The sequence below is a fragment of the Streptomyces sp. NPDC002784 genome, assembly GCF_053592135.1.
The window spans coordinates 1-19587 of the sequence record NZ_JBSFVD010000020.1 but is presented as its reverse complement, the minus strand read 5'-3'; the positions used below and the strand labels follow the sequence as shown (position 1 = coordinate 19587).

Genomic DNA, 19587 nt, shown 5'->3' with positions numbered 1-19587 from the left:
CCCGGGCGGCGGGTGCGAGACTTGCCCCATGTCGCCAGTGCTCGACCCGAACCCCCAGAACGGCCAGAAGAAGATGCTCCTCGTCTTCGGCTCGTTCCTCGCCATCTTCGTGATCATCGCCGTCATCGCGACGATCGCCTCGCCGTGAGCCAGGGCCCGCCGCCGGCCCATGGTGGGGGTAGCCCCCCCATCCCCTAGGGGGTGAGTGTCAGGGTCAACTGGGTGGATCACCGGATGGGTTGAGTGCCGCGGATTCCGTAGCTTCGAGATGTGACCGCGAGACGCGGACCACGGAGCAGGTTCCCGGCCACTCGACGACCCGCGGAGGCATCCATGTCGGCCCCTACGCAGACTCCGCCCCACCCGGCACGCCGCGGTGGCGTCGACATCCGGCTGCCCTGGTGGGCCCTGGCCCTGCCCGTGCTCGCCTTCGTCACCCTGCTGATGCTGATACTCGATCCGGCCGAGGCGCACGCCGCGACCGCCGACCCCGCGATCACCCAGCTCTTCGAGCGCGTACAGCAGCTGATGGCTCGCTGAACAGCGACGCGGTCGCCCGCCAACTCCTGGCGCCGCGTGGCGTGTTTCATGCGAAGCTGGGACTCATGAGCGTCGCAGAATCCCGCAGGATCGTCCTCTTCCGGCATGCGAAAGCCGACTGGCCCCAGGTGACCGACCATGAGCGGCCGCTCGCCGAGCGGGGCCGGATGGACGCCGCCGTCGCCGGACGCAAGCTCGCCGACACCGGTGTCCCCTTCGACCTGGCCCTGTGCTCCACGGCGACCCGGACCCGCGAGACCTGGAAGCTCGCCGTCCACGAGTTCCCGCACCGGCCGAAGACGGTCTACGAGGAGCGGATCTACGAGGCCTCGCCGGGCGAGCTGATCGCCGTGCTCAACGAGACCCCGGACGAGGTGCGCAGCGCCGTCCTCATCGGACACAACCCCGGTGTCCAGGGGCTCGCGGAGGTGCTGGCCGGCTCCGCCGAGGGGGACGCGCGCACCCGGATGAACCGCCGCGGTTTCCCGGCCGCCGCCTTCGCCGTGCTGAGCTTCACCGGGCCCTGGAAGGCCCTGGAACCGGGCGTGGCCGAGCTGCTCGACTACTGGGCACCCTCGGAGTGACCCCAGCCGCGGGGGAGGGGCCCGGTGCCGGGCCCCCTCTCGGCGTGCCGGGGACTCAGTCCTCGTCGTGCATGTCGGCGGCCTCGACCTCTTCGCGGGTGACGCCCAGCAGATAGAGCACCGTGTCGAGGAACGGCACGTTCACCGCGGTGTGCGCGGCCTCCCGCACCACCGGCTTGGCGTTGAAGGCGACCCCGAGTCCGGCCGCGTTCAGCATGTCCAGATCGTTGGCGCCGTCACCGATCGCCACGGTCTGCGCCAGCGGTACGCCCGCCTCGGCGGCGAAGCGGCGCAGCAGGCGGGCCTTGCCCGCGCGGTCCACGATCTCGCCGGTGACCTTGCCCGTCAGCCTGCCGTCGATGATCTCCAGGGTGTTGGCCTGGGCGAAGTCCAGCCCGAGCCGGTCCTTGAGATCGTCCGTGACCTGGGTGAAACCGCCGGAGACCACGCCGACTTGGTAGCCGAGCCGCTTCAGCGTACGGATCAGGGTGCGCGCGCCCGGCGTCAGCCGTACCTCGCTGCGCACCTTGTCCACGACGGAGGCGTCGAGCCCTTCCAGCAGCGCCACGCGCGCGTGCAGCGACTGCTCGAAGTCCAGCTCTCCGCGCATCGCCGCCGCCGTCACCTCGGCGACCTTGTCCTCGCAGCCCGCGTGCGCGGCGAAGAGCTCGATCACCTCGTCCTGGATGAGCGTGGAGTCCACGTCCATCACGACCAGGCGCTGCGCCCGCCGGTGCAGGCCCGCCGCGACCACCGCGACATCGACGCCGAGTTGCGCGGCCTCGGTCACCAGGGCGGTCCGCAGCGGTTCGGTCTCCACGCCGGAGACCGCGAACTCGACGGCCGTCACGGGGTACTTGGCGAGCCGGAAGATACGGTCGATGTTGCCGCCGGCGTGGGTGATCTTCGCGGCGATGGCGGCCGTGGCCTCCGCGGTGAGCGGATGCCCGAGCACGGTGACCAGGGAGCGGCCGAGTCCGCGCGGGCGGTTGTCGCCGAGCCCCGAGATGATCTCGGCCTGCATCTTCAGCGACTCCGCCCAGCTGTGGACGGTGGCCCGCAGATCCCCTTCGAGACCGCGGGGCGGCTCGGTCACGAGCGCGCACAGCACGATCCGGCCACGGGTGACGACCTGCTCGATGTCGACGACGTCGACGGAGTAGGCGGCGAGGGTGTCGAAGAGTCCGGCCGTGATGCCCGGCCTGTCCTTCCCGAAGATCTTGACGAGAAGGGTGGGGACGTCAGAGGTCTGCGAAGCGCTCATGATGCCTCCACCGTATCCGGCACCCAGTGCCTCCCGCCCCCGAGGTCCGCCTGCCGGACACGGAACACTGGGCGTCGGCCTGATGACTCCCACGCAACCCGCAGCCGACACGGCAACGGCGCCCTTCGGGGGCGCTGGGCGACCGGGGCGGCGGACCAGGTCTCGACGGTGCCGTGCTGGCGAGGGCGGGACGAACGGGGCGGCGCCCCCGGCCTCACCCGCGGACCACGTCTCAGGTCGGCGGCGGAGGAGAGCGAGCCGGGGCCGGCCCCTCGCCGGAGCCGTCCGAGGGCGACCGCCGCGCCCGGACCCGGCGGTGGAGGCGGGTGGCCCCTCGCCAAAGCAGTCCGAGGACGACCGGCGCCCCGGACGCGACGGGGAGCACGCCTTCGGCATCGGCCACGCCTCAACGGCGGCGCTTGTGCCCCCTCGGCGGCGCGGGCGGTGGCGGAGGAGGCGGTGGCGGCCCCTCTCCGGAGCCATCCGAGGACGAGCGGCGCCCGGGCTTCGGCAGCGGACCGATCGGCCGGACCACGGTGGGTGCGCCGTACACGTCGTCGCCGCTCCGACCGGCCTCCTCCGGCGCCGCCCCTTCCGGGCGCGCGTCCTCCGGCTCCCGCAGCTCTCCGGGGGCCCGCAGGTAGGGATTGGTATCGGGATTGGGCGGCCGATACGGCACCCCGGGCGCGTACGGCCCGTCCCCGGGCGCCTGCCCGGACCCCCCGCCGGCCTGTCCAGGCGCGCCGGTTGCCTGCCCGGGGCTTCCGCTTGCCTGGCCAGGCGTTCCGGCTGCCTGTTCCGGTGCCGTGGCGGCTCGCCCGGCCGGCCCGTCCGCTTGCCCGGCCACCCGGTTCGGCTGCCCATGCGTCCCCCTTGTCTGCCCGCCTGCCCAGCCCGCCTGCCAGGTAGGCCCGCCCGCCTCCCCAGCCGCCCCGCCCCCCTCCCGCACAGGCTCGCCCCCCTGCCCACGCCCCTCGCCGGCCCTCCACAACGACCCCGAGTCCGCCTCCCGAACAACCCCCGCACCCCCCACCCCCACGTCACCCAGTGCCAACGGCGCCGCCCCTTGCCCCGCTGCCCCCGTGACGTGGGCCATCAGGGCCCCCGTCGCGCCGGCCCCCGCTCCCCACGCCGCTCCCAGCAGCAGTGCCGCCCCCAGTTGGCCGTGCAGTTCGACGGTCGCGGCGAAGGCGTCGACGCCGAGTACCGCCAGGGACGCGTCGACGGAGACCTCCGTCAGCCAGGCCAGCAGCGGCAGCGCCAGCGCCGTCACGATGCCGAGCCGCAGTGCGCACCGACCCGCGAGACCCAGGGCGCCGGAACCCCGTACCACCGGCGTCCGTACCGCCGTGAGCACCCCCGCCAGCAGCATCGCCATCGCCGCCGCCACGCCCAGCAGCCACACCCGTCCGTCCAGTTCCGCCAGCCGCCCCAGCGTCACGGCGCGGTCGGAGTCGACCAGCAGGTCGTCCAGCGGGTCCGGCAGGAACTGCGCCAGGGGACCGGCCGCCTCGCCGTCCCACGGCACGAACAGGCCGATCGGGATGCCCAGCCACACCCCGTTCGGCGCCCCGAGCAGCGCGGCGCCCGCGATCCGCTTGGGGTTGTCGTCGCCGATCAGCGCGTACGCCGCCGCCGCGAACCCCGCGAGGACCGCCATCAGCAGGACCCCCACCAGCGCGGACACCGCGGGCCGCACCACGCGGTGCAGGGCCGCCCAGCCGGCCGGCAGGGGAGTGCGCCGCGACGCCAGCAGCGCGATCAGCAGGATCCCCGCCGACCAGCACGCGCCGCCGAGCAGCGTCGGCGCCGTGTCCACCGTGAAGCCGACCGCCGCCTCCGCGTCGATCAGGTCGCCGATCTGATCGGGCAGCAGCCCCCCGATGTCCCCGATGTCCCCGAGCCCGGGAATCTCGACACCGCCCCCGCCCCCGCCGCCGGGCAGCTCGTCGAGCCCGAGCGCGCTCCCGTCGAAGGTGATGACGTCGTCCCCGGCCCAGGCCAGCCCGCCCAGCATCGCCACGGACAGCGCGACCACCGCGCCCGCGCGCGCGGCGAGTTCGGCCGGCGCGATCACAACTCCCGCCGCGCGCACGGACCGTAGGAAGAACCACGACAGGAGCAGCGCGCCGACCAGGCTCACGCCCAGTGGCGTGATCTCGATGGCGGTCGTCGCCTCCGCCCCCGTAAGACCGAATGCGGACACATCGCCCGAAGGCGTCACCGAACCGCCCGCCCCGAGCGCCACGACCGCCGCGGTCATCGGGCCCAGCGAGCCCGCGGTGTCCGCCTCCAGCAGACGCAGGCCCAGCGCGGCGGTACCCGCCATCCCGATCAGCGCCCAGCTCACCGCGGCGACCGCGGACAGCAGGACCCCCACCCACGGCACCTTCGTGCTCTCGACGTTCCTCGGCGCGCTCATGGCAGACCCCCCGATCCGCGCAGCGGCGGACTCGCCGCGCATGTCCTCCTCGCGTGGATTACCACTCTCCGGCCCGGTTTCAACCCCGTCAACGGAACCGGTCGATGCGTATGTGCGTGGTCTTCACAAGGCCCGACTTTCGGTCAGGGGGCCGAGCCTGAAATAGTTCCCGACGATGTTCGCCATCCCTAGACTCCCTCTGATGGGGGTAACTCGGGGGACTACTCAGTGGGGCATGGAGTGCCGGAACTCGTACTGGAATTGAATGGACAAACCTGGACGCTCGATCCGTCCAGGACATACACCCTCGGACGGGATCCGCAGGGTGACATCGTGCTGGACGACGCCAGGGTCTCCTGGCGGCATGCCACGATCAGCTGGAGCGGCCGCAGTTGGGCCATCGAGGACCACGGCTCCACCAACGGCACGTTCGTGCAGGGCCAGCGGATCCACCAGCTGGAGCTAGGCCCCGGCTCGTCCGTGCACCTGGGCAACGCGACCGACGGCCCGCGCCTGAGCCTGACCGGTGCCGCGGCCGGCGTGTCCGTGCCGAAGGCGCAGTCCCAGCAGCAGCCGTACGCCGCCCAGGGCGCGAACCCGGGCTGGGCCCAGCAGGCACCGCCGCAGCAGCAGGCCCCGGGGGCCGGCTGGCAGCAGCCCCAGCAGGGCGCGCCGAGCATTCCCCAGCAGCAGGGCCCCGGCGTCGGCGCGGGGGCGCCGCCGGTCTACGGCGACCGCAGCCCGACCACGTTCCACCAGTTCGCCGTCGGCCGTGTGATGCGCATCGGCCGTGCCCTGGAGAACGAGCTGGTCGTCTCCGACCTCCAGGTCTCCCGGCACCACGCCGAGTTCCACTCGACGCCCGACGGCCGGATGGAGATCCGTGACCTGGGGTCGCACAACGGCACCTACGTCAACGGCCAGCCGATCGCCAAGGGCGGTTCGCAGCTCCTCGGCCCCGCCGACATCGTCGGCGTCGGCCACTCCACGTTCCGGATCGTCGGCGACCGCCTCGAGGAGTTCGTCGACACCGGTGAGGTCTCCTTCTCGGCCCGCCATCTGACGGTCACCGTCGACGGCGGCAAGCAGATCCTCAAGGACGTCTCCTTCGGCGTGCCCGAGAAGTCGCTGGTCGCGGTCATCGGCCCGTCCGGATCCGGCAAGTCGACGCTGCTCAAGGCGCTCACCGGCTACCGCCCGGCCAACCAGGGCGATGTCCTCTACGACAACCGGAACCTCTACAAGCAGTTCGCCGAGCTGCGCCAGCGCATCGGTCTGGTCCCGCAGGACGACATCCTGCACAAGGAGCTGACCGTCAAGAAGGCCCTCAAGTACGCGGCCAAGCTGCGCTTCCCCGCCGACACCACGACGGCCGAGCGCGAGGCCCGGATCGACGAGGTGCTGCGCGAGCTGAAGCTGGACATCCACAAGGAGAAGAAGGTCACCTCCCTCTCCGGTGGCCAGCGCAAGCGCGTCTCGGTGGCCCTGGAACTGCTCACCAAGCCGTCGCTGATCTTCCTGGACGAGCCCACCTCGGGCCTCGACCCGGGCATGGACCGCGATGTCATGCAGCTGCTGCGCGGCCTCGCCGACGACGGCCGTACGGTCCTCGTCGTCACCCACTCCGTGGCCGAGCTGGCGATCTGCGACAAGCTCCTGGTGATGGCGCCGGGCGGCGCGGTCGCCTACTTCGGCCCGCCCGAGGAGGCGCTGAACTTCTTCGGCTACGACACCTGGGCCGACGTCTTCTCCGCCTTCGAGAACTACCGCGACTACGACTGGGCGGGCCGCTGGAAGGGCTCGCAGCACTACCAGATGTACGCCGCGGACATCGACGCGGTCGCCCCGCAGTCCGTACACATGCCGTCGGCTCAGGCGATGCGCCCGCCCAAGCCGCAGGGCTGGGGTTCGCAGCTGCTGACCCTGGTCCGCCGCTATGTGTCGGTGATCGCCTCCGACAAGGGCTTCCTGGCCCTGACGGTGATCCTGCCGGCCGTGCTCGGCGCGGTCAGCCTGCTCATCGACCCGGACAAGGACCTGCTGGTCCGGCAGGTGAACCCGGGGACCGGCATGCCCGTCCCGAACGGCACGGCCACCACGGTCCTGCTGATCCTCGCGGTCGGCGCGTGCTTCGCGGGCGCCGCCAACTCCGTCCGTGAGCTGATCAAGGAACGGGTGATCTACGAGCGGGAGCGGGCCACCGGCCTGTCGCGCTCGGCGTACCTGATGTCCAAGGTGATCGTGCTCGGCACCATCACCGTGCTCCAGGGCCTGATGGTCGGCGCCATCGGCTTCTCCAGCCGGACCATCCCCGACGAGGCGCTGATCCTCGGCGAGGGCAAGACCGCGGTCCTGCTGGAACTGTCCATCCCGATCATGGGCCTGGGCTTCACGTCGATGATGTTCGGCCTGGTCATCTCCTCGCTGGTGAAGACCGCCGAGAAGACCATGCCGCTGCTGGTGATGTTCGCGATCGTCCAGGTCGTGTTCACCGGCTGCCTGTTCGCCCTGCACGGCAGCCCCGGCGTCAACGAGTTCTCGTACCTGATGCCGTCCCGCTGGGCGGTCGCCGCCGCGGGCGCCACGCTGGACTTCAACAACATCAGCCCGCCCAAGGAGAAGGGCGACACCGACCCGCTGTGGGACCACACGGTCGGCGCCTACAGCCTCGACATGATCGCCCTGATCGTGCTCGGCGTGATCTGCGGCGTCCTCGTGGCCCGCTTCCTGCGCCGCCACGAGCCCGAGGTCATGCGCAAGTAACCCCCGTACGACCCCGAAGGGCGGCACCCGTCAGGAGGTGCCGCCCTTCGGCGTTCCGTACCGAGGCCCGCGCCGGCCTCAGTACGCGCTGTTGACGTTGTCGATCGAGCCGTAGCGGTCGGCAGCGTAGTTGGCGGCGGCGGTCAGGTTGGCGACCGGGTCGTACTGGCTCCAGGCGGTGCCGGGGACGTGGTAGGCGTCGAAGGTCGGCTTGATGACCTGGAGCAGGCCGATCGACGGGACGCCGTTCTGGGCGTTGATGTCCCAGTTGTTGATCGCGTTCGGGTTGCCCGAGGACTCCCGGATGATGTTGCGGTGCAGACCGTGGTAGGTGCCGGGGATGTTGTGCTTGTCCATGATGTCCAGCGCCTCCTTGATCCAGCCGTCAAGGTTGTTGGCGTAGGTCTTCTTCGCGGCGACCGGCTTGGCCTGGGGGCGGGCGGCGGACCGGCTCGCGGCCTCCTTGGCCTTGCGGGCCTGCTCGGCCTTCTTCTTGGCGGCGGCCTCGGCGGCGGCCTTCTTCTGGGCCTCCGCCTTCTTCTTCGCGGCGGCGTCGGCGGCGGCCTTCTTCTCGGCCGCGATGGCCTCGGCCTTCAGGCTGGCGCTCGCGAGCTGGTCGGTGACGCTGGCCTTGACGTCCTTGATCTGCTCGGTCTTGAAGGCGACCTGGGCAGCGGCGGGCTCGGCGGTCGTCGTGGTCTGCGCATTGCCCGGCACCGCGGAGAAGGCGAGGGCGGCGGCGCCGAGCGTGGCGACACCTGCGAGCGCGATCTTGTGCTGCCTGGTCACCGCACGACGACCAGGGGTGGGGATGTTCTTGGGCATGGCGGGGAGACCTCTTCGAGTAGCGCGGAGGTCGCTCGCTGTCCGGCGGGGGACACGGGTGCTTCCGGCACAAACGCCGCGGGCGGACCCACGGCGTTGAGCGACGGGAGCCATTGTTAGCGGCCGCAAAATGGCCAGGCAAAGGTGTGACGTACGATCCCCGATAGTGGATCAGGGAAGGGCGAATCGGGACAGACAGGAACGTCTTTCCCGCTCACCTGGGGGCCCTTTACCTCCTATGTACCTTCGTACGTGATCTGGGTCCTATGCGCGGCCTCACATCGGGCGGGTAACAACCTCACCGGCAGTTGCTGGAGCAATGCTCTGGGTGAGGGTCCTCCGCCGGAAGGAGGAGATGCACGTCCCCGAACTCGTGCCACAGGTAGCGCCCGCGCAGCGCCTCCTCGTACCCACGGCCGATCGCCGCCCGCCCCGCGACCGCCTCCAGCATCAGCAGATGCGAGGCCTCCGGCTCGTGCAGCCCCGTCAGCAGCCCGTCCACCACCCGCACCCCGCGCTCCGGGGTGATGACGAGATCCGTCCACCCCGCACGCGCGCGTACCGCCCCGTCCGCGCCCACCGCCGACTCCACGGCCCGCACCGCGGTCGTCCCCACCGCGATCACCCGCCCGTCACCGGCCCGCACCGCGTTGATCAGCCGGGCCGAGGACTCCGGCACCGCGAACCGCTCCGGATACGGCGGCTCGTGCGCCTCCGCCGAGGCCACCCCGGTGTGCAGGGTGACCGGCGCGAACCGCACCCCCCGGCTCACCAGCTCCGCCACCATCCGCGCCGTGAAGGGCCGCGCGGCACTCGGCATCTCCGCACTGCCGGACCCGTCCGCCGACTCCAGCGCGAACACCGTCCGGTACGCCGACAGCGGCTGATCGCGTTCCGTATAGGAGTAACGGATGGGCCGCCCGTGCTCCCGCAGCATCCCCAGCACCCCGGGACCGGACGCCCGGACCCACCACAGCCGCGCACCGTCCGCGCTCAGCGGCTCCTCGAACACCAGCCGCACCCCGCCCGGCAACCGCACCCGCGCCCCCGCCGGACCGCCCGCACGCGCCCGCGTGGTGCCCTTGCCGTCCGGACCCCGCAGCTCGACCGCCCACCGCCCGTCGTCCCCGCGCGTGGAGAAGTGCACCACCACACGCGCGTGCCCGATCTCCCCGTCCACCGCGGCGGCCAGCGTCGGCGAGGTGTTCACCACCAGCAGGTCCCCGGCCCGCAACAACCCGGGCAGCTCGCGGAACACGTGATGGGCCACCTCCGTCCCCCGCGACACCAGCAGCCGCACCGAGTCCCGCCCGAGCCCGGGCCCCCGCTGCTCCGCCGGCACCCGCGCCGACAGCTCCGGCGGCACCCGCACCGCCAGCGTCATCGCCGACCCGCCAGCAGCGCCGGCGCCGCGTACCGCCCGCTGCCCGGCCGCTCGTCCAGCAACCGCAGAAACGCCGGCACCACACTCCCCGGCGCCGGCCGCTCCCCGTCGTCGTCCGGTACGGCCGCCGCGTACAGGTCGGTGGCCATGTCCCCGGGATCCACCGCCCACACCCGCAGCCCGGGCTCCTCCGCGCCGAGCACCGCCGCCAGGTGGTCGAGGGCCGCCTTGGACGCCCCGTAGCCGCCCCACGTCTCGTACGCCTCGGCGGCGGCGTCCGAGCTGACCGTGACGACCGTGCCGGCCCGGGACGCCCGCAGCAGCGGCAGCGCCTCCTGGACCAGGCCCAGCGCGGCGACCGTGTTCACCTCCAGCGCCCGCCGCAGCCCCTCCAGGGGCAGCTCCTCCAGCCGTACGAGCGGCTCGGCGCCCAGCGCGCTCGCGTTGTGCACCAGCAGATCGACACCGCCCAGCTTCCAGGCCGTGGCCACCAGCGCCGCCCGGTGCCCGGCGTCCGTGACATCCCCGGCCAGCGCCTCCACGCGCGTGCCGTGCCCGGAGACGACCGCCGCCGTCTCCTTCAGCACCCTCTCCGTGCGCGCGTCGAGCACCAGATCCCAGCCCCGCGCGGCCAGCGCCTCGGCCAGCGCCCGCCCCAGCCCCTTCGAGGCCCCCGTGATGATCGCTACCGGCATGACACATCTCCTCCCGGATCGAAGTGCCTTCAACCTAGGAACGGGCCCGCCCGGACCGCCTCGGACGCGGGCCGCAGAGCGCCGGGTCCCTTTGGCGGGGGGCCTGCGCCCGGGGACCCGAGACCTAGGGCCACCGGCCTAGGCGGAGGCGGCCACAGGTCCGATCCGGACTGTCACACCCCGCCGGTACCGTGAGGACATGAATCAAGGTCCAGGGTCCGGTCTGGCGGCGGTGAGCTCCGCGCTGCTGGCCATGAGCAGGCATCTGGAGGTGCGCGACGTCCTCAAGACGATCGTCGCCTCGGCCCGCGAACTGCTCGACGCGCAGTACGCCGCCCTCGGCGTCCCGGACGACCACGGCGGCTTCGCCCAGTTCGTGGTCGACGGCGTCAGCGACGAGCAGTGGAAGGCCATCGGCCCCCTCCCGCGCCAGCACGGCATCCTGGCCTCGATGCTGCACGAGGCCAAGCCCGAGCGCCTCGCCGACGTCCGCAAGGACCCCCGCTTCGAGGGCTGGCCCTCCGCCCACCCGGACATGTCCGACTTCCTGGGCCTGCCGATCCGCGACGGCGAAGAGGTCATCGGCGCGTTGTTCCTCGCCAACAAGCGGTGCGCCAAGCCCGAGGGCGCCTGCGGCTTCACCGCGCAGGACGAGGAACTCCTCGCGATCCTGGCCCAGCACGCGGCCATCGCCCTGACCAACGCCCGCCTGTACGAGCGCAGCCGCGAACTCACCATCGCCGAGGAGCGCTCCCGCCTCGCCCACGAACTGCACGACGCGGTGAGCCAGAAGCTGTTCTCCCTGCGCCTGACCGCGCAGGCCGCGACGGCCCTCGTCGACCGCGACCCGGCCCGCGCCAAGGGCGAGCTCCAGCAGGTGGCCGTGCTCGCCGCGGAGGCCGCGGACGAACTGCGCGCCGCCGTGGTGGAGCTGCGCCCCGCGGCCCTCGACGAGGACGGCCTGGTGGCCACGCTGCGCACCCACGTCCAGGTCCTGGACCGCGCCCACGGCGCCCGCGTGACCTTCGACGGGCGCGGGGTGCGAGCACTGCCCGCCGCGCAGGAGGAGGCTCTGCTCCGAGTCGCCCAGGAGGCCCTGCACAACGCCCTGCGCCACTCGGGCGCGGACAGCGTCGAGGTGACCCTCCACCGTTCCGGCGCCGGAGCGGTGCTGCGGGTGACGGACAACGGCAGCGGCTTCGACCCGAAGACCGTCCGCCGCGCGGGCCGCCATCTCGGCCTGGTCTCCATGCGGGACCGGACCAGCGGGGTCGGCGGCACACTCACCGTGGAATCGGCGCCCGGCAAGGGCACCACGATCGAGATGGAGGTCCCCGGTGGCTGACCCGATCAAGGTACTGCTCGTCGACGACCACCAGGTCGTCCGCCGGGGCCTGCGCACGTTCCTCGAAGTACAGGACGACATCGAGGTCGTGGGCGAGGCGTCCGACGGGGCCGAGGGAGTCGCCCGCGCCGAGGAACTGCGGCCCGACGTCGTCCTCATGGACGTCAAGATGCCGGGCATGGACGGCGTCGACGCCCTGCGCAAGCTCCGCGAGCTGGACAACCCCGCCCGCGTGCTGATCGTCACCAGCTTCACCGAACAGCGCACCGTGGTCCCGGCCCTGCGCGCCGGAGCCGCCGGTTACGTCTACAAGGACGTCGATCCCGACGCCCTGGCCGGCGCCATCCGCTCCGTCCACGCCGGGCACATCCTGCTCCAGCCCGAGGTCGCCGGGGCCCTGCTGTCCCAGGAGGAATCGGGCCCCGGCCAGGGCAGAGCCGGTTCGCTGACCGACCGGGAGCGCGAGGTGCTCGGGCTGATAGCGGACGGCCGCTCCAACCGGGAGATCGCCCGTGCGCTGGTCCTCTCCGAGAAGACGGTGAAGACCCATGTGTCGAACATCCTGATGAAGCTCGACCTGGCGGACCGCACCCAGGCGGCCCTGTGGGCGGTACGTCACGGTATGGCTGGATAAGGGCGCGGCGCACGGCAATACGGAGGGTTCCGCTCCGGACTGAGATTCATACCGTCGTGGGAATGTCCCCCGGATGGCCGCATCCTTCGTGGATCTCCGCCGTTCTCCATGCGTGCCGCGGCGACTGCCGCGGTGATCGCTAGGAGGGGTCAGAAGTGAAGAACCTGAAGAAGGCAGCGGCCGTGACGATGGTGGCCGGCGGACTGATCGCCGCCGGGGCCGGGATGGCCTCCGCCACCGACGGCGGGGCGCTGGCCGACGGCAAGGCCGTGGGCTCCCCGGGCGTCGGCTCGGGCAACGTCGTCCAGGCTCCGGTCCACGTCCCGGTCAACGCGGTCGGCAACAGCGTGAACGTGATCGGCGCGCTGAACCCGGCCTTCGGCAACCTGGGTGTCAATCACTGACCCGCGCGCCGCGAGGCGACCAGTGACTCCGGCCTCCCGGCTCGCCCGGGAGGCCGTTTCCGCGGCCGGCTCGGACGGGTGCGACACCGCAGCCGGCTCGGAGCGGCGATGCGACACCGCTGCGGACTCCGACCAGCGGTGCCGCACCGCTCACCGAACCCCCCGCTCCCGCTCCTCCACATACGCGTTGTACGCGGCCACCTGAGCCCGCCGTGCCGTCCGCTCCACCGGCCGCAGCGCGGCGGCCCGGGCCGCCATCTCCCCGGACGTCACCGCGGCGCCGTGGCCGTTCCCGGAGGCCAGGGACACCAGCATCCCCACCCGCTGCGCAAGCTCCAGCACCCGCACCGCCCGCGGCGGATACCCCGGCGCCAGCGCCTCCCGCCCCCGCTCGGCCCGCGCCCGGTACGCGTCGATCGCCGCCTCGGCCACCGGCCCCGACCCGGCGACATCCAGCCGGGACAACACCTCGGTCGCCTCCCGCAGGGCCTCCGCCAGCTCCCGCTCGGCCTCACCGAGCGACGGCACATCCGCGGGCGGCGCCTCCCGCACCGGCAGCACCTGCCACACCACCTCGACGTGCACATCACCGTCGGGCCCCACCGCGTACACCTCGGGCACGAGCCCGAACGCGGCCCCGTGACAGACCACCGCCTCCTCGGCCTCCAACGCCCGCGCGTTGAACTCCGGCGGCCCGCTCAGCCCCAGCGGATGCCCCGGCGCCGGCAACGCGACCCGCAGACCGCTCACCCCGAGCGCCCGCAGCCGCCCGAGCGCCAACGTCAGCCCGACCGGCCCGGACTCGCCCGGCAGTCCCTCCACCCGGTGCACGGCGTCGTCCCCGACGATCGCGAGCACACCGTCATCCGGCGACACGAGTCCGGCCAAAAGGGCATTTCCCCAAGCGGCGAGGCGCCCTGCACGTGGTTCCGAGAACATGCCCCCACCCTAAGGACCGTACCGATGGAATGAAGCGCCCGACCGGTGGCGTAGATTTCGTCGAGGGGTGCGCCCACCGGCGCACGCGACCACCGAGACGCCAGACCGGTCACACTGCAAGGGGAGACAACGCGCTCATGAGCGATGTTCTGGAGCTTCAGGACGTATCCGTGGTCCGCGAGGGCCGGGCTCTGGTGGACCAGGTCTCCTGGTCGGTGAAGGAGGGTGAGCGCTGGGTCATCCTCGGCCCCAACGGCGCCGGCAAGACCACCCTCCTCAACGTCGCCTCCAGCTACCTCTTCCCGACCAAGGGCACCGCCACCGTCCTCGGCGACACCCTCGGCCGGGTCGACGTCTTCGACCTGCGCCCCCGCATCGGCATGGCCGGAATCGCCATGGCCGACAAGCTCCCCAAGCGCCAGACCGTCCTGGAGACCGTGCTCACCGCCGCCTACGGCATGACCGCGACCTGGCACGAGGACTACGACGAGGTCGACGAGCAGCGCGCCCGCGCCTTCCTCGACCGCCTCGGCATGAGCGAGTACGTCGAGCGGAAGTTCGGCACCCTCTCCGAGGGCGAGCGCAAGCGCACCCTCATCGCCCGCGCCCTGATGACCGACCCCGAGCTGCTCCTCCTCGACGAGCCCGCCGCCGGCCTCGACCTCGGTGGCCGCGAGGACCTCGTACGCCGCCTCGGCCGCCTCGCCCGCGACCCCATCGCCCCGTCGATGATCATGGTCACCCACCATGTCGAGGAGATCGCCCCCGGCTTCACCCACGTCCTGATGATCCGCCAGGGCAAGGTCCTCGCCGCCGGCCCGCTGGAGCTCGAACTCACCTCCCGCAACCTCTCCCTGTGCTTCGGTCTCCCGCTCGTCGTCGAGCAGATCGGCGACCGCTGGACCGCCCAGGGCCTCCCGCTGTCCTGATCCACCCGAACTGCGCCCTGTCGGCGGCAGGTTGTCCGGACCTACCATGACGACGTGAACGACATCGACGCATGGGTGTGGTGGCTCATCGGCGCGGCCGCGCTCGGAATCCCGCTCGTGATGACCGCAATGCCCGAACTCGGCCTGCTCGCCGTCGGCGCCCTGGCAGCCGCGGCCGTGGCCGGACTCGGTGGCGGAGTCGTCCTCCAGGTCCTCGTGTTCGCCGTAGTCTCGGTGGCGTTGGCCCTCGCCGTACGGCCCATCGCCGCCCGCCATCGCAGCCAGCGCCCCCAACTCATCTCCGGGGTCGAGGCGTTGAAGGGCAAGCAAGCGGTCGTCCTGGAGCGCGTGGACGCCTCCGGCGGCCGGATCAAGCTCGCCGGGGAGATCTGGTCGGCCCGCTCCCTCGACGGCGGCCAGACCTACGAAGTGGGGCAGGCGGTGGACGTGGTGGACATCGAGGGGGCCACGGCGATCGTCATGTGACCTCGCACGACGTAACCGCTGGAACACCACACGGGGCACACGACGGTCTGTCAGACTCAACCGGCAAGATCTTCAACAGACATAAGATCTGCAGCAGTTAGGATCCACAGGATCCGCGACAGCGCCGAGGCGGAGAAGGGTACGGGGAGCCGACGATGGAACCGGTCATCATCGTCTTGATCATTCTGGTGGTGTTGGTCTTCATCGCCCTGATCAAGACGATCCAAGTCATCCCACAGGCCAGCGCCGCCATCGTCGAGCGCTTCGGCCGGTACACACGGACGCTGAACGCGGGCCTCAACATCGTCGTCCCGTTCATCGACACCATCCGCAACCGCATCGACCTGCGCGAACAGGTCGTGCCCTTCCCGCCGCAGCCGGTGATCACCCAGGACAACCTGGTCGTGAACATCGACACCGTCATCTACTACCAGGTGACGGACGCCCGCGCGGCCACGTACGAAGTCGCCAGCTACATCCAGGCGATCGAGCAGCTGACGGTCACCACGCTGCGCAACATCATCGGCGGCATGGACCTCGAACGCACGCTGACCTCCCGCGAGGAGATCAACGCGGCCCTGCGCGGCGTCCTCGACGAGGCCACCGGCAAGTGGGGCATCCGCGTCAACCGCGTCGAGCTCAAGGCGATCGAACCGCCCACCTCCATCCAGGACTCGATGGAGAAGCAGATGCGCGCCGACCGCGACAAGCGCGCCGCGATCCTCACCGCCGAGGGCACCCGCCAGGCCGCGATCCTCACGGCGGAGGGCGAGAAGCAGTCCCAGATCCTGCGCGCCGAGGGCGAGGCCAAGGCAGCGGCCCTGCGCGCCGAGGGCGAGGCCCAGGCGGTCCGTACGGTCTTCGAGGCGATCCACGCCGGCGACCCGGACCAGAAGCTCCTCAGCTACCAGTACCTCCAGATGCTCCCGAAGATCGCCGAGGGCGACGCCAACAAGCTCTGGATCGTCCCCAGCGAAATCGGCGACGCCCTCAAGGGCCTGTCCGGCGCGATGGGCAACTTCGGCGGCATGGGCGGCGGTTCAGGCGGCAACTCAGGCAACAGCGGCACGGAACGCCGAGAGAAGCCGAGCATCGACTGAGCTACGACAACGGGGTCCGCCTCAGAGGAAGGCGGACCCCAACTCCCTTAGGGACGCGGGGAACTGCGCGACCAGCCACAACGCTCCCGCACCCGCACACGAACCGCTCCCGGCAGACGCTTACGCAGCCTCCCGAGCCAACCACTCCGGCAGCGCCGAGAAGTCCTCCGCCCCCAGTGACAGCAACATCGCATCGGCCGGCGTCGGCTCGAACGGCTCCCGAAGCAACGGCATTCCCGCCTCCTCCGGAGTCCGGTTCGCCTTGCGGTGATTGTCCTCCGCGCACGAGGCCACCGTGTTCAGCCAGGTGTCCTGACCACCCTGCGACCGCGGCACCACATGGTCCACGGTCGTCGCCCGACGACCGCAGTACGCGCACCTGTGCCGGTCCCTGACCAGCACCCCTCGCCTCGACCACGGCGCTCGTCTTCGGAACGGCACCCGTACGTACCGGCACAACCGGATCACCAGGGGCGCGGGTATGTCGACCGCGGCTCCGCGCATGCGCAGTTCGGGGTGGGACTGCTCAACGACGGCCTTGTCCTGAAGCACCAGAACGACGGCTCGGTTCAACGTCACCGTCGACAGCGGCTCGAAGCTCGCGTTCAGTACCAGCGTGTCCCGCATGACCAGCCCACCTCCTGTGCGCAGCGGCCCACCCCCTGGCGGGCTGGGATCAACTCTGGCCGGGCACGCCGAGATGGACAACGAAATAAAAAGTGCCCGCCCCTGATCACTTCCAAGACCAGGGACGGGCAAACGTTCAATGAACGTCAGGCTTCGGCGGCCACCTCGTACTCACCGATGAGCTGCGCACGCGCCACCGTGTGGAACCGCAGATTGAAACCGACCACGGCCGGCGAGGCGTCCGCATCCGGACCGAGCTTCTCCTGGTCCACGGCGTACACCGTGAACACATACCGGTGCGGCCCGTCCCCGGCGGGCGGCGCCGCCCCGCCGAACTCCTTCGACCCGTAGTCGTTGCGCGCCTGCACGGCACCCTCGGGCAGACCCTCGAACTTGCCGCTGCCCGCACCCGCCGGCAACTCGCTGACCGACGCCGGGATGTCGAACACCACCCAGTGCCAGAACCCGCTGCCCGTAGGGGCGTCCGGGTCGTAGCAGGTCACGGCGAAACTCTTGGTCTCCGGCGGGAAGCCCTCCCACCGCAGCTGCGGCGAGGTGTTGCCGGCCGCGTAGACCTGAGCGTCCTTGAGGGTCGCGCCCTCCGAGACGTCCTCACTCGTGACCGTGAACGACGGCACGGGCGGATGGAAGTCATGGGGGAGCGGCCGCCTCTTGAGCTCGGTCACCTCGGTACCTCCTGATCGGAACGTTCAGTGGCCTCCGAGCCTAGGACCAGTTGCGCTTGCTGCCGACCTCGGACAGCCACTGGTTGAGGTACGCCGCCCAGTCGGTGCCCTGGAAGTCGTTCAGCCCCACCGTGAAGGACCGGAAGGTGTCGCTGCCCGCGCTGAACAGACCCGGCTTCTTGTCCATCTCCAGCACGACGTCCATCGCGTTCTGGTCCGCGACGAAGCTCAGCTCGACCTGGTTGATGCCCCGGTACTGCTGCGGCGGGAAGAACTCGATCTCCTGGTAGAACGGCAGCTTCTGCCGCGTACCGCGGATGACCCCGCGCTCCATGTCCGCGTTCTTGAAGCGGAAGCCCAGCTGGACGAACGCGTCCAGGATCGCCTTCTGCGCCGGCAGCGGGTGCACGTTGATCATGTCCAGGTCGCCGGAGTCCACCGCGCGCGCGATCTCCAGCTCGGTGGTCACACCGATCTGCATCCCGCGCAGCGCCTGCCCGTCGATCGTCGTGATCGGCGTCTCCCACGGGATCTCAAGCCCGAACGGCACCGCGTGCACGGCCTCGGCCTGGAGCTCGAAGGCACCACCGAGCCGCACCTTGGTGAACTCGATGTCCTGCTTGTACTCCTCGTCGCCGCTCTCGACCTCGACCTTGGCCTGGAGCCCGACCGAGAGCGCCTCGATCTGCTGGCCGACCGAACCGCCCTGGATCCGCACCTCACCCTGGACCACACCGCCGGGCACGACATTGACCTCGGTCAGCACGGTCTCGACCGAAGCCCCGCCGGCCCCCAGACTCGCGAGCAGCTTCTTGAACCCCATGACACTCCCTCTACGACGACGTCCTTGATCCCTACAAACGCGATCCGGCGGTGGCCGGTTCCTTACCCTCACCCTCGCAAGGGGGAGGGCCCCTGACCACCCCGTGACCGTCACCCGTCTGCACTACCCTCGGACGGCATGATCGCGACCCCCGACCGTACGCCGCTCCCCAGAGACTTCTTCGACCGCCCCGTCCTCGAAGTAGCCCCCGACCTCCTGGGCCGCATCCTCGTACGCTCCACCCCGGACGGTCCGATCCTCCTGCGCCTCACAGAGGTGGAGGCCTACAACGGCCCTGACGACCCCGGCTCCCACGCGTACCGCGGTCGCACCGCCCGCAACGACGTGATGTTCGGTCCGCCCGGCCATGTGTACGTCTACTTCACCTACGGCATGTGGCACTGCATGAACCTGGTCTGCGGCCCCGACGGCACGGCGAGCGCGGTCCTGCTGCGTGCCGGCGAGATCATCGAGGGCGCCGAACTGGCACGCGGACGTCGCCTCTCGGCCCGGAATGACAAGGAACTGGCCAAAGGCCCGGCCCGCCTCGCCACCGCCCTCGGCGTGGACCGAGCCCTCGACGGTACGGACGCCTGCGCCCCGGGCGAGACCCCGCTGAGGATCCTGACGGGCAGGCCGACCCCCTCTGACCAGGTCCGGAACGGCCCCCGTACCGGTGTGTCCGGAGATGGGGGCAATGGCGACCTCCACCCCTGGCGCTACTGGATCGCCGACGACCCCACCGTGAGCCCCTATCGGGCCCATGTCCCGAGGCGCCGCCGAAGTTGACTCGCCGCTGGGGAGGCGCGTAACGTGGCCCGAGCCGCTGAACCGGGTACGGCAATCGCCTGCAGCCGGAGCGGCCAAACCACTACCTACGACTTCCCTCAGCGGGATCGAATTTGGCGTGCCTGCATGTCTGAATTCGGAAGCGCGGAGACTCGATTATGAGTCGGGCGGGGAATCGGCTAACGTAGTGAATGTCGAAAGGCCGCGAGGCCAAAAGACAAATCCCGCCGACCGGGAATCGGACCCGAAAAGGTCTGATAGAGTCGGAAACGCAAGACCGAAGGGAAGCCCGGAGGAAAGCCCGAGAGGGTGAGTACAAAGGAAGCGACCGTTCCTTGAGAACTCAAC

Annotated in this window: 20 protein-coding genes; 11 read left to right on the top strand and 9 right to left on the bottom strand. The window is 71.1% G+C overall.

The genetic code is table 11. The features are described from left to right. Positions 1 to 28 precede the first annotated feature (28 nt). The 3 genes from ACWD1Z_RS28110 to ACWD1Z_RS28100 all read left to right on the top strand — a co-directional run bounded on the left by ACWD1Z_RS28110 (position 29) and on the right by ACWD1Z_RS28100 (position 1124). Positions 29 to 148 (top strand): SGM_5486 family transporter-associated protein, encoded by a 120-nt coding sequence (locus tag ACWD1Z_RS28110; protein WP_284048361.1) that lies wholly within the window; start codon positions 29 to 31, stop codon positions 146 to 148. Positions 149 to 333: 185 nt separating this feature from the next. Next, complete coding sequence (locus tag ACWD1Z_RS28105) at positions 334 to 540, top strand: hypothetical protein (protein WP_451122377.1); 207 nt, start codon at positions 334 to 336, stop codon at positions 538 to 540. Positions 541 to 605: 65 nt separating this feature from the next. Beyond that, positions 606 to 1124, top strand: coding sequence for a SixA phosphatase family protein (locus ACWD1Z_RS28100; RefSeq protein ID WP_451122376.1), 519 nt, complete (start codon positions 606 to 608; stop codon positions 1122 to 1124). A gap of 55 nt (positions 1125 to 1179) precedes the next feature. On the opposite strand, the gene serB is transcribed toward ACWD1Z_RS28100, so the two are convergent. Beyond that, positions 1180 to 2388 carry a phosphoserine phosphatase SerB gene (gene serB, locus ACWD1Z_RS28095; protein ID WP_389418848.1) on the bottom strand — a complete coding sequence of 403 codons (1209 nt, stop codon included), beginning with the start codon at positions 2386 to 2388 and terminating at the stop codon, positions 1180 to 1182. A gap of 406 nt (positions 2389 to 2794) precedes the next feature. After that, the gene (locus ACWD1Z_RS28090) at positions 2795 to 4810 is read right to left on the bottom strand and encodes a streptophobe family protein (protein ID WP_451122375.1); all 2016 of its coding nucleotides are present in this window, start codon (positions 4808 to 4810) and stop codon (positions 2795 to 2797) included. 240 nt (positions 4811 to 5050) lie between these two features. Here ACWD1Z_RS28090 and ACWD1Z_RS28085 point away from each other — a divergent pair, with 240 nt between their 5' ends. Further along, complete coding sequence (locus ACWD1Z_RS28085) at positions 5051 to 7573, top strand: FHA domain-containing protein (protein ID WP_451122374.1); 2523 nt, start codon at positions 5051 to 5053, stop codon at positions 7571 to 7573. A gap of 78 nt (positions 7574 to 7651) precedes the next feature. Here the strand turns inward: ACWD1Z_RS28085 and ACWD1Z_RS28080 are convergent, their stop codons facing one another. The 3 genes from ACWD1Z_RS28080 to ACWD1Z_RS28070 all read right to left on the bottom strand — a co-directional run bounded on the left by ACWD1Z_RS28080 (position 7652) and on the right by ACWD1Z_RS28070 (position 10477). After that, complete coding sequence (locus tag ACWD1Z_RS28080; protein WP_451122373.1) at positions 7652 to 8398, bottom strand: transglycosylase SLT domain-containing protein; 747 nt, start codon at positions 8396 to 8398, stop codon at positions 7652 to 7654. A gap of 298 nt (positions 8399 to 8696) precedes the next feature. Next, positions 8697 to 9782, bottom strand: a complete 1086-nt coding sequence (locus tag ACWD1Z_RS28075) for an S-adenosylmethionine:tRNA ribosyltransferase-isomerase (protein WP_451122372.1) — start codon at positions 9780 to 9782, stop codon at positions 8697 to 8699. Further along, entirely contained in the window at positions 9779 to 10477 is a 699-nt protein-coding gene (locus tag ACWD1Z_RS28070; RefSeq protein WP_451122371.1) for an SDR family NAD(P)-dependent oxidoreductase, read from the bottom strand. The genes ACWD1Z_RS28075 and ACWD1Z_RS28070 overlap by 4 nt, the downstream gene beginning before the upstream one ends. 199 nt (positions 10478 to 10676) lie before the next feature. On the opposite strand from ACWD1Z_RS28070, the gene ACWD1Z_RS28065 reads away from it, so the two are divergent. The 3 genes from ACWD1Z_RS28065 to chpE all read left to right on the top strand — a co-directional run bounded on the left by ACWD1Z_RS28065 (position 10677) and on the right by chpE (position 12860). After that, on the top strand, positions 10677 to 11822 hold the full coding sequence (locus ACWD1Z_RS28065; RefSeq protein ID WP_451122370.1) for a GAF domain-containing sensor histidine kinase: 1146 nt from the start codon (positions 10677 to 10679) through the stop codon (positions 11820 to 11822). Further along, positions 11815 to 12456, top strand: coding sequence for a response regulator (locus tag ACWD1Z_RS28060; RefSeq protein ID WP_451122369.1), 642 nt, complete (start codon positions 11815 to 11817; stop codon positions 12454 to 12456). The genes ACWD1Z_RS28065 and ACWD1Z_RS28060 overlap by 8 nt, the downstream gene beginning before the upstream one ends. Positions 12457 to 12611: 155 nt before the next feature. Next, a complete protein-coding gene (gene chpE, locus ACWD1Z_RS28055) occupies positions 12612 to 12860 on the top strand; it encodes a chaplin ChpE (protein ID WP_451122368.1) in 249 nt (82 codons plus the stop codon). Between the two features lie 150 nt (positions 12861 to 13010). On the opposite strand, the gene ACWD1Z_RS28050 is transcribed toward chpE, so the two are convergent. Then, positions 13011 to 13799, bottom strand: coding sequence for a hypothetical protein (locus ACWD1Z_RS28050; RefSeq protein ID WP_451122367.1), 789 nt, complete (start codon positions 13797 to 13799; stop codon positions 13011 to 13013). 137 nt (positions 13800 to 13936) lie between these two features. Between ACWD1Z_RS28050 and ACWD1Z_RS28045 the strand changes: the two genes are divergently transcribed. The 3 genes from ACWD1Z_RS28045 (at position 13937) to ACWD1Z_RS28035 (ending at position 16314) form a co-directional block, all read left to right on the top strand. Next, complete coding sequence (locus tag ACWD1Z_RS28045) at positions 13937 to 14728, top strand: ABC transporter ATP-binding protein (RefSeq protein ID WP_451122366.1); 792 nt, start codon at positions 13937 to 13939, stop codon at positions 14726 to 14728. A gap of 54 nt (positions 14729 to 14782) precedes the next feature. Continuing rightward, positions 14783 to 15214, top strand: coding sequence for an NfeD family protein (locus ACWD1Z_RS28040; protein ID WP_451122365.1), 432 nt, complete (start codon positions 14783 to 14785; stop codon positions 15212 to 15214). A gap of 155 nt (positions 15215 to 15369) precedes the next feature. Next, a complete protein-coding gene (locus tag ACWD1Z_RS28035) occupies positions 15370 to 16314 on the top strand; it encodes an SPFH domain-containing protein (RefSeq protein ID WP_451122364.1) in 945 nt (314 codons plus the stop codon). A 120-nt stretch (positions 16315 to 16434) separates the two neighbouring features. On the opposite strand, the gene ACWD1Z_RS28030 is transcribed toward ACWD1Z_RS28035, so the two are convergent. The 3 genes from ACWD1Z_RS28030 to ACWD1Z_RS28020 all read right to left on the bottom strand — a co-directional run bounded on the left by ACWD1Z_RS28030 (position 16435) and on the right by ACWD1Z_RS28020 (position 18450). Continuing rightward, positions 16435 to 16941: an HNH endonuclease gene (locus ACWD1Z_RS28030; protein WP_451122363.1), complete on the bottom strand. Its 507-nt coding sequence runs from the start codon at positions 16939 to 16941 to the stop codon at positions 16435 to 16437. A 146-nt stretch (positions 16942 to 17087) separates the two neighbouring features. Beyond that, positions 17088 to 17627, bottom strand: coding sequence for a YbhB/YbcL family Raf kinase inhibitor-like protein (locus tag ACWD1Z_RS28025; protein WP_451122362.1), 540 nt, complete (start codon positions 17625 to 17627; stop codon positions 17088 to 17090). A 40-nt stretch (positions 17628 to 17667) separates the two neighbouring features. Beyond that, positions 17668 to 18450, bottom strand: coding sequence for a sporulation protein (locus tag ACWD1Z_RS28020; protein WP_451122361.1), 783 nt, complete (start codon positions 18448 to 18450; stop codon positions 17668 to 17670). Positions 18451 to 18588: 138 nt separating this feature from the next. Between ACWD1Z_RS28020 and ACWD1Z_RS28015 the strand changes: the two genes are divergently transcribed. Next, positions 18589 to 19239, top strand: coding sequence for a DNA-3-methyladenine glycosylase (locus ACWD1Z_RS28015; RefSeq protein WP_451122360.1), 651 nt, complete (start codon positions 18589 to 18591; stop codon positions 19237 to 19239). The last annotated feature ends 348 nt before the right edge of the window (positions 19240 to 19587 follow it).

Excerpts from the sequence above, each read along its gene's own strand:
- ACWD1Z_RS28075 (WP_451122372.1), bottom strand. The coding sequence starts at position 9,782 with ATGACGCTGGCGGTGCGGGTGCCGCCGGAGCTGTCGGCGCGGGTGCCG.
- ACWD1Z_RS28065 (WP_451122370.1), top strand. The coding sequence starts at position 10,677 with ATGAATCAAGGTCCAGGGTCCGGTCTGGCGGCGGTGAGCTCCGCGCTG.
- ACWD1Z_RS28110 (WP_284048361.1), top strand. The coding sequence starts at position 29 with ATGTCGCCAGTGCTCGACCCGAACCCCCAGAACGGCCAGAAGAAGATG.
- ACWD1Z_RS28015 (WP_451122360.1), top strand. The coding sequence starts at position 18,589 with ATGATCGCGACCCCCGACCGTACGCCGCTCCCCAGAGACTTCTTCGAC.
- ACWD1Z_RS28020 (WP_451122361.1), bottom strand. The coding sequence starts at position 18,450 with ATGGGGTTCAAGAAGCTGCTCGCGAGTCTGGGGGCCGGCGGGGCTTCG.
- ACWD1Z_RS28045 (WP_451122366.1), top strand. The coding sequence starts at position 13,937 with ATGAGCGATGTTCTGGAGCTTCAGGACGTATCCGTGGTCCGCGAGGGC.
- ACWD1Z_RS28100 (WP_451122376.1), top strand. The coding sequence starts at position 606 with ATGAGCGTCGCAGAATCCCGCAGGATCGTCCTCTTCCGGCATGCGAAA.
- ACWD1Z_RS28070 (WP_451122371.1), bottom strand. The coding sequence starts at position 10,477 with ATGCCGGTAGCGATCATCACGGGGGCCTCGAAGGGGCTGGGGCGGGCG.
- ACWD1Z_RS28105 (WP_451122377.1), top strand. The coding sequence starts at position 334 with ATGTCGGCCCCTACGCAGACTCCGCCCCACCCGGCACGCCGCGGTGGC.
- serB (WP_389418848.1), bottom strand. The coding sequence starts at position 2,388 with ATGAGCGCTTCGCAGACCTCTGACGTCCCCACCCTTCTCGTCAAGATC.
- ACWD1Z_RS28050 (WP_451122367.1), bottom strand. The coding sequence starts at position 13,799 with ATGTTCTCGGAACCACGTGCAGGGCGCCTCGCCGCTTGGGGAAATGCC.
- ACWD1Z_RS28030 (WP_451122363.1), bottom strand. The coding sequence starts at position 16,941 with ATGCGGGACACGCTGGTACTGAACGCGAGCTTCGAGCCGCTGTCGACG.
- ACWD1Z_RS28035 (WP_451122364.1), top strand. The coding sequence starts at position 15,370 with ATGGAACCGGTCATCATCGTCTTGATCATTCTGGTGGTGTTGGTCTTC.
- ACWD1Z_RS28090 (WP_451122375.1), bottom strand. The coding sequence starts at position 4,810 with ATGAGCGCGCCGAGGAACGTCGAGAGCACGAAGGTGCCGTGGGTGGGG.
- ACWD1Z_RS28080 (WP_451122373.1), bottom strand. The coding sequence starts at position 8,398 with ATGCCCAAGAACATCCCCACCCCTGGTCGTCGTGCGGTGACCAGGCAG.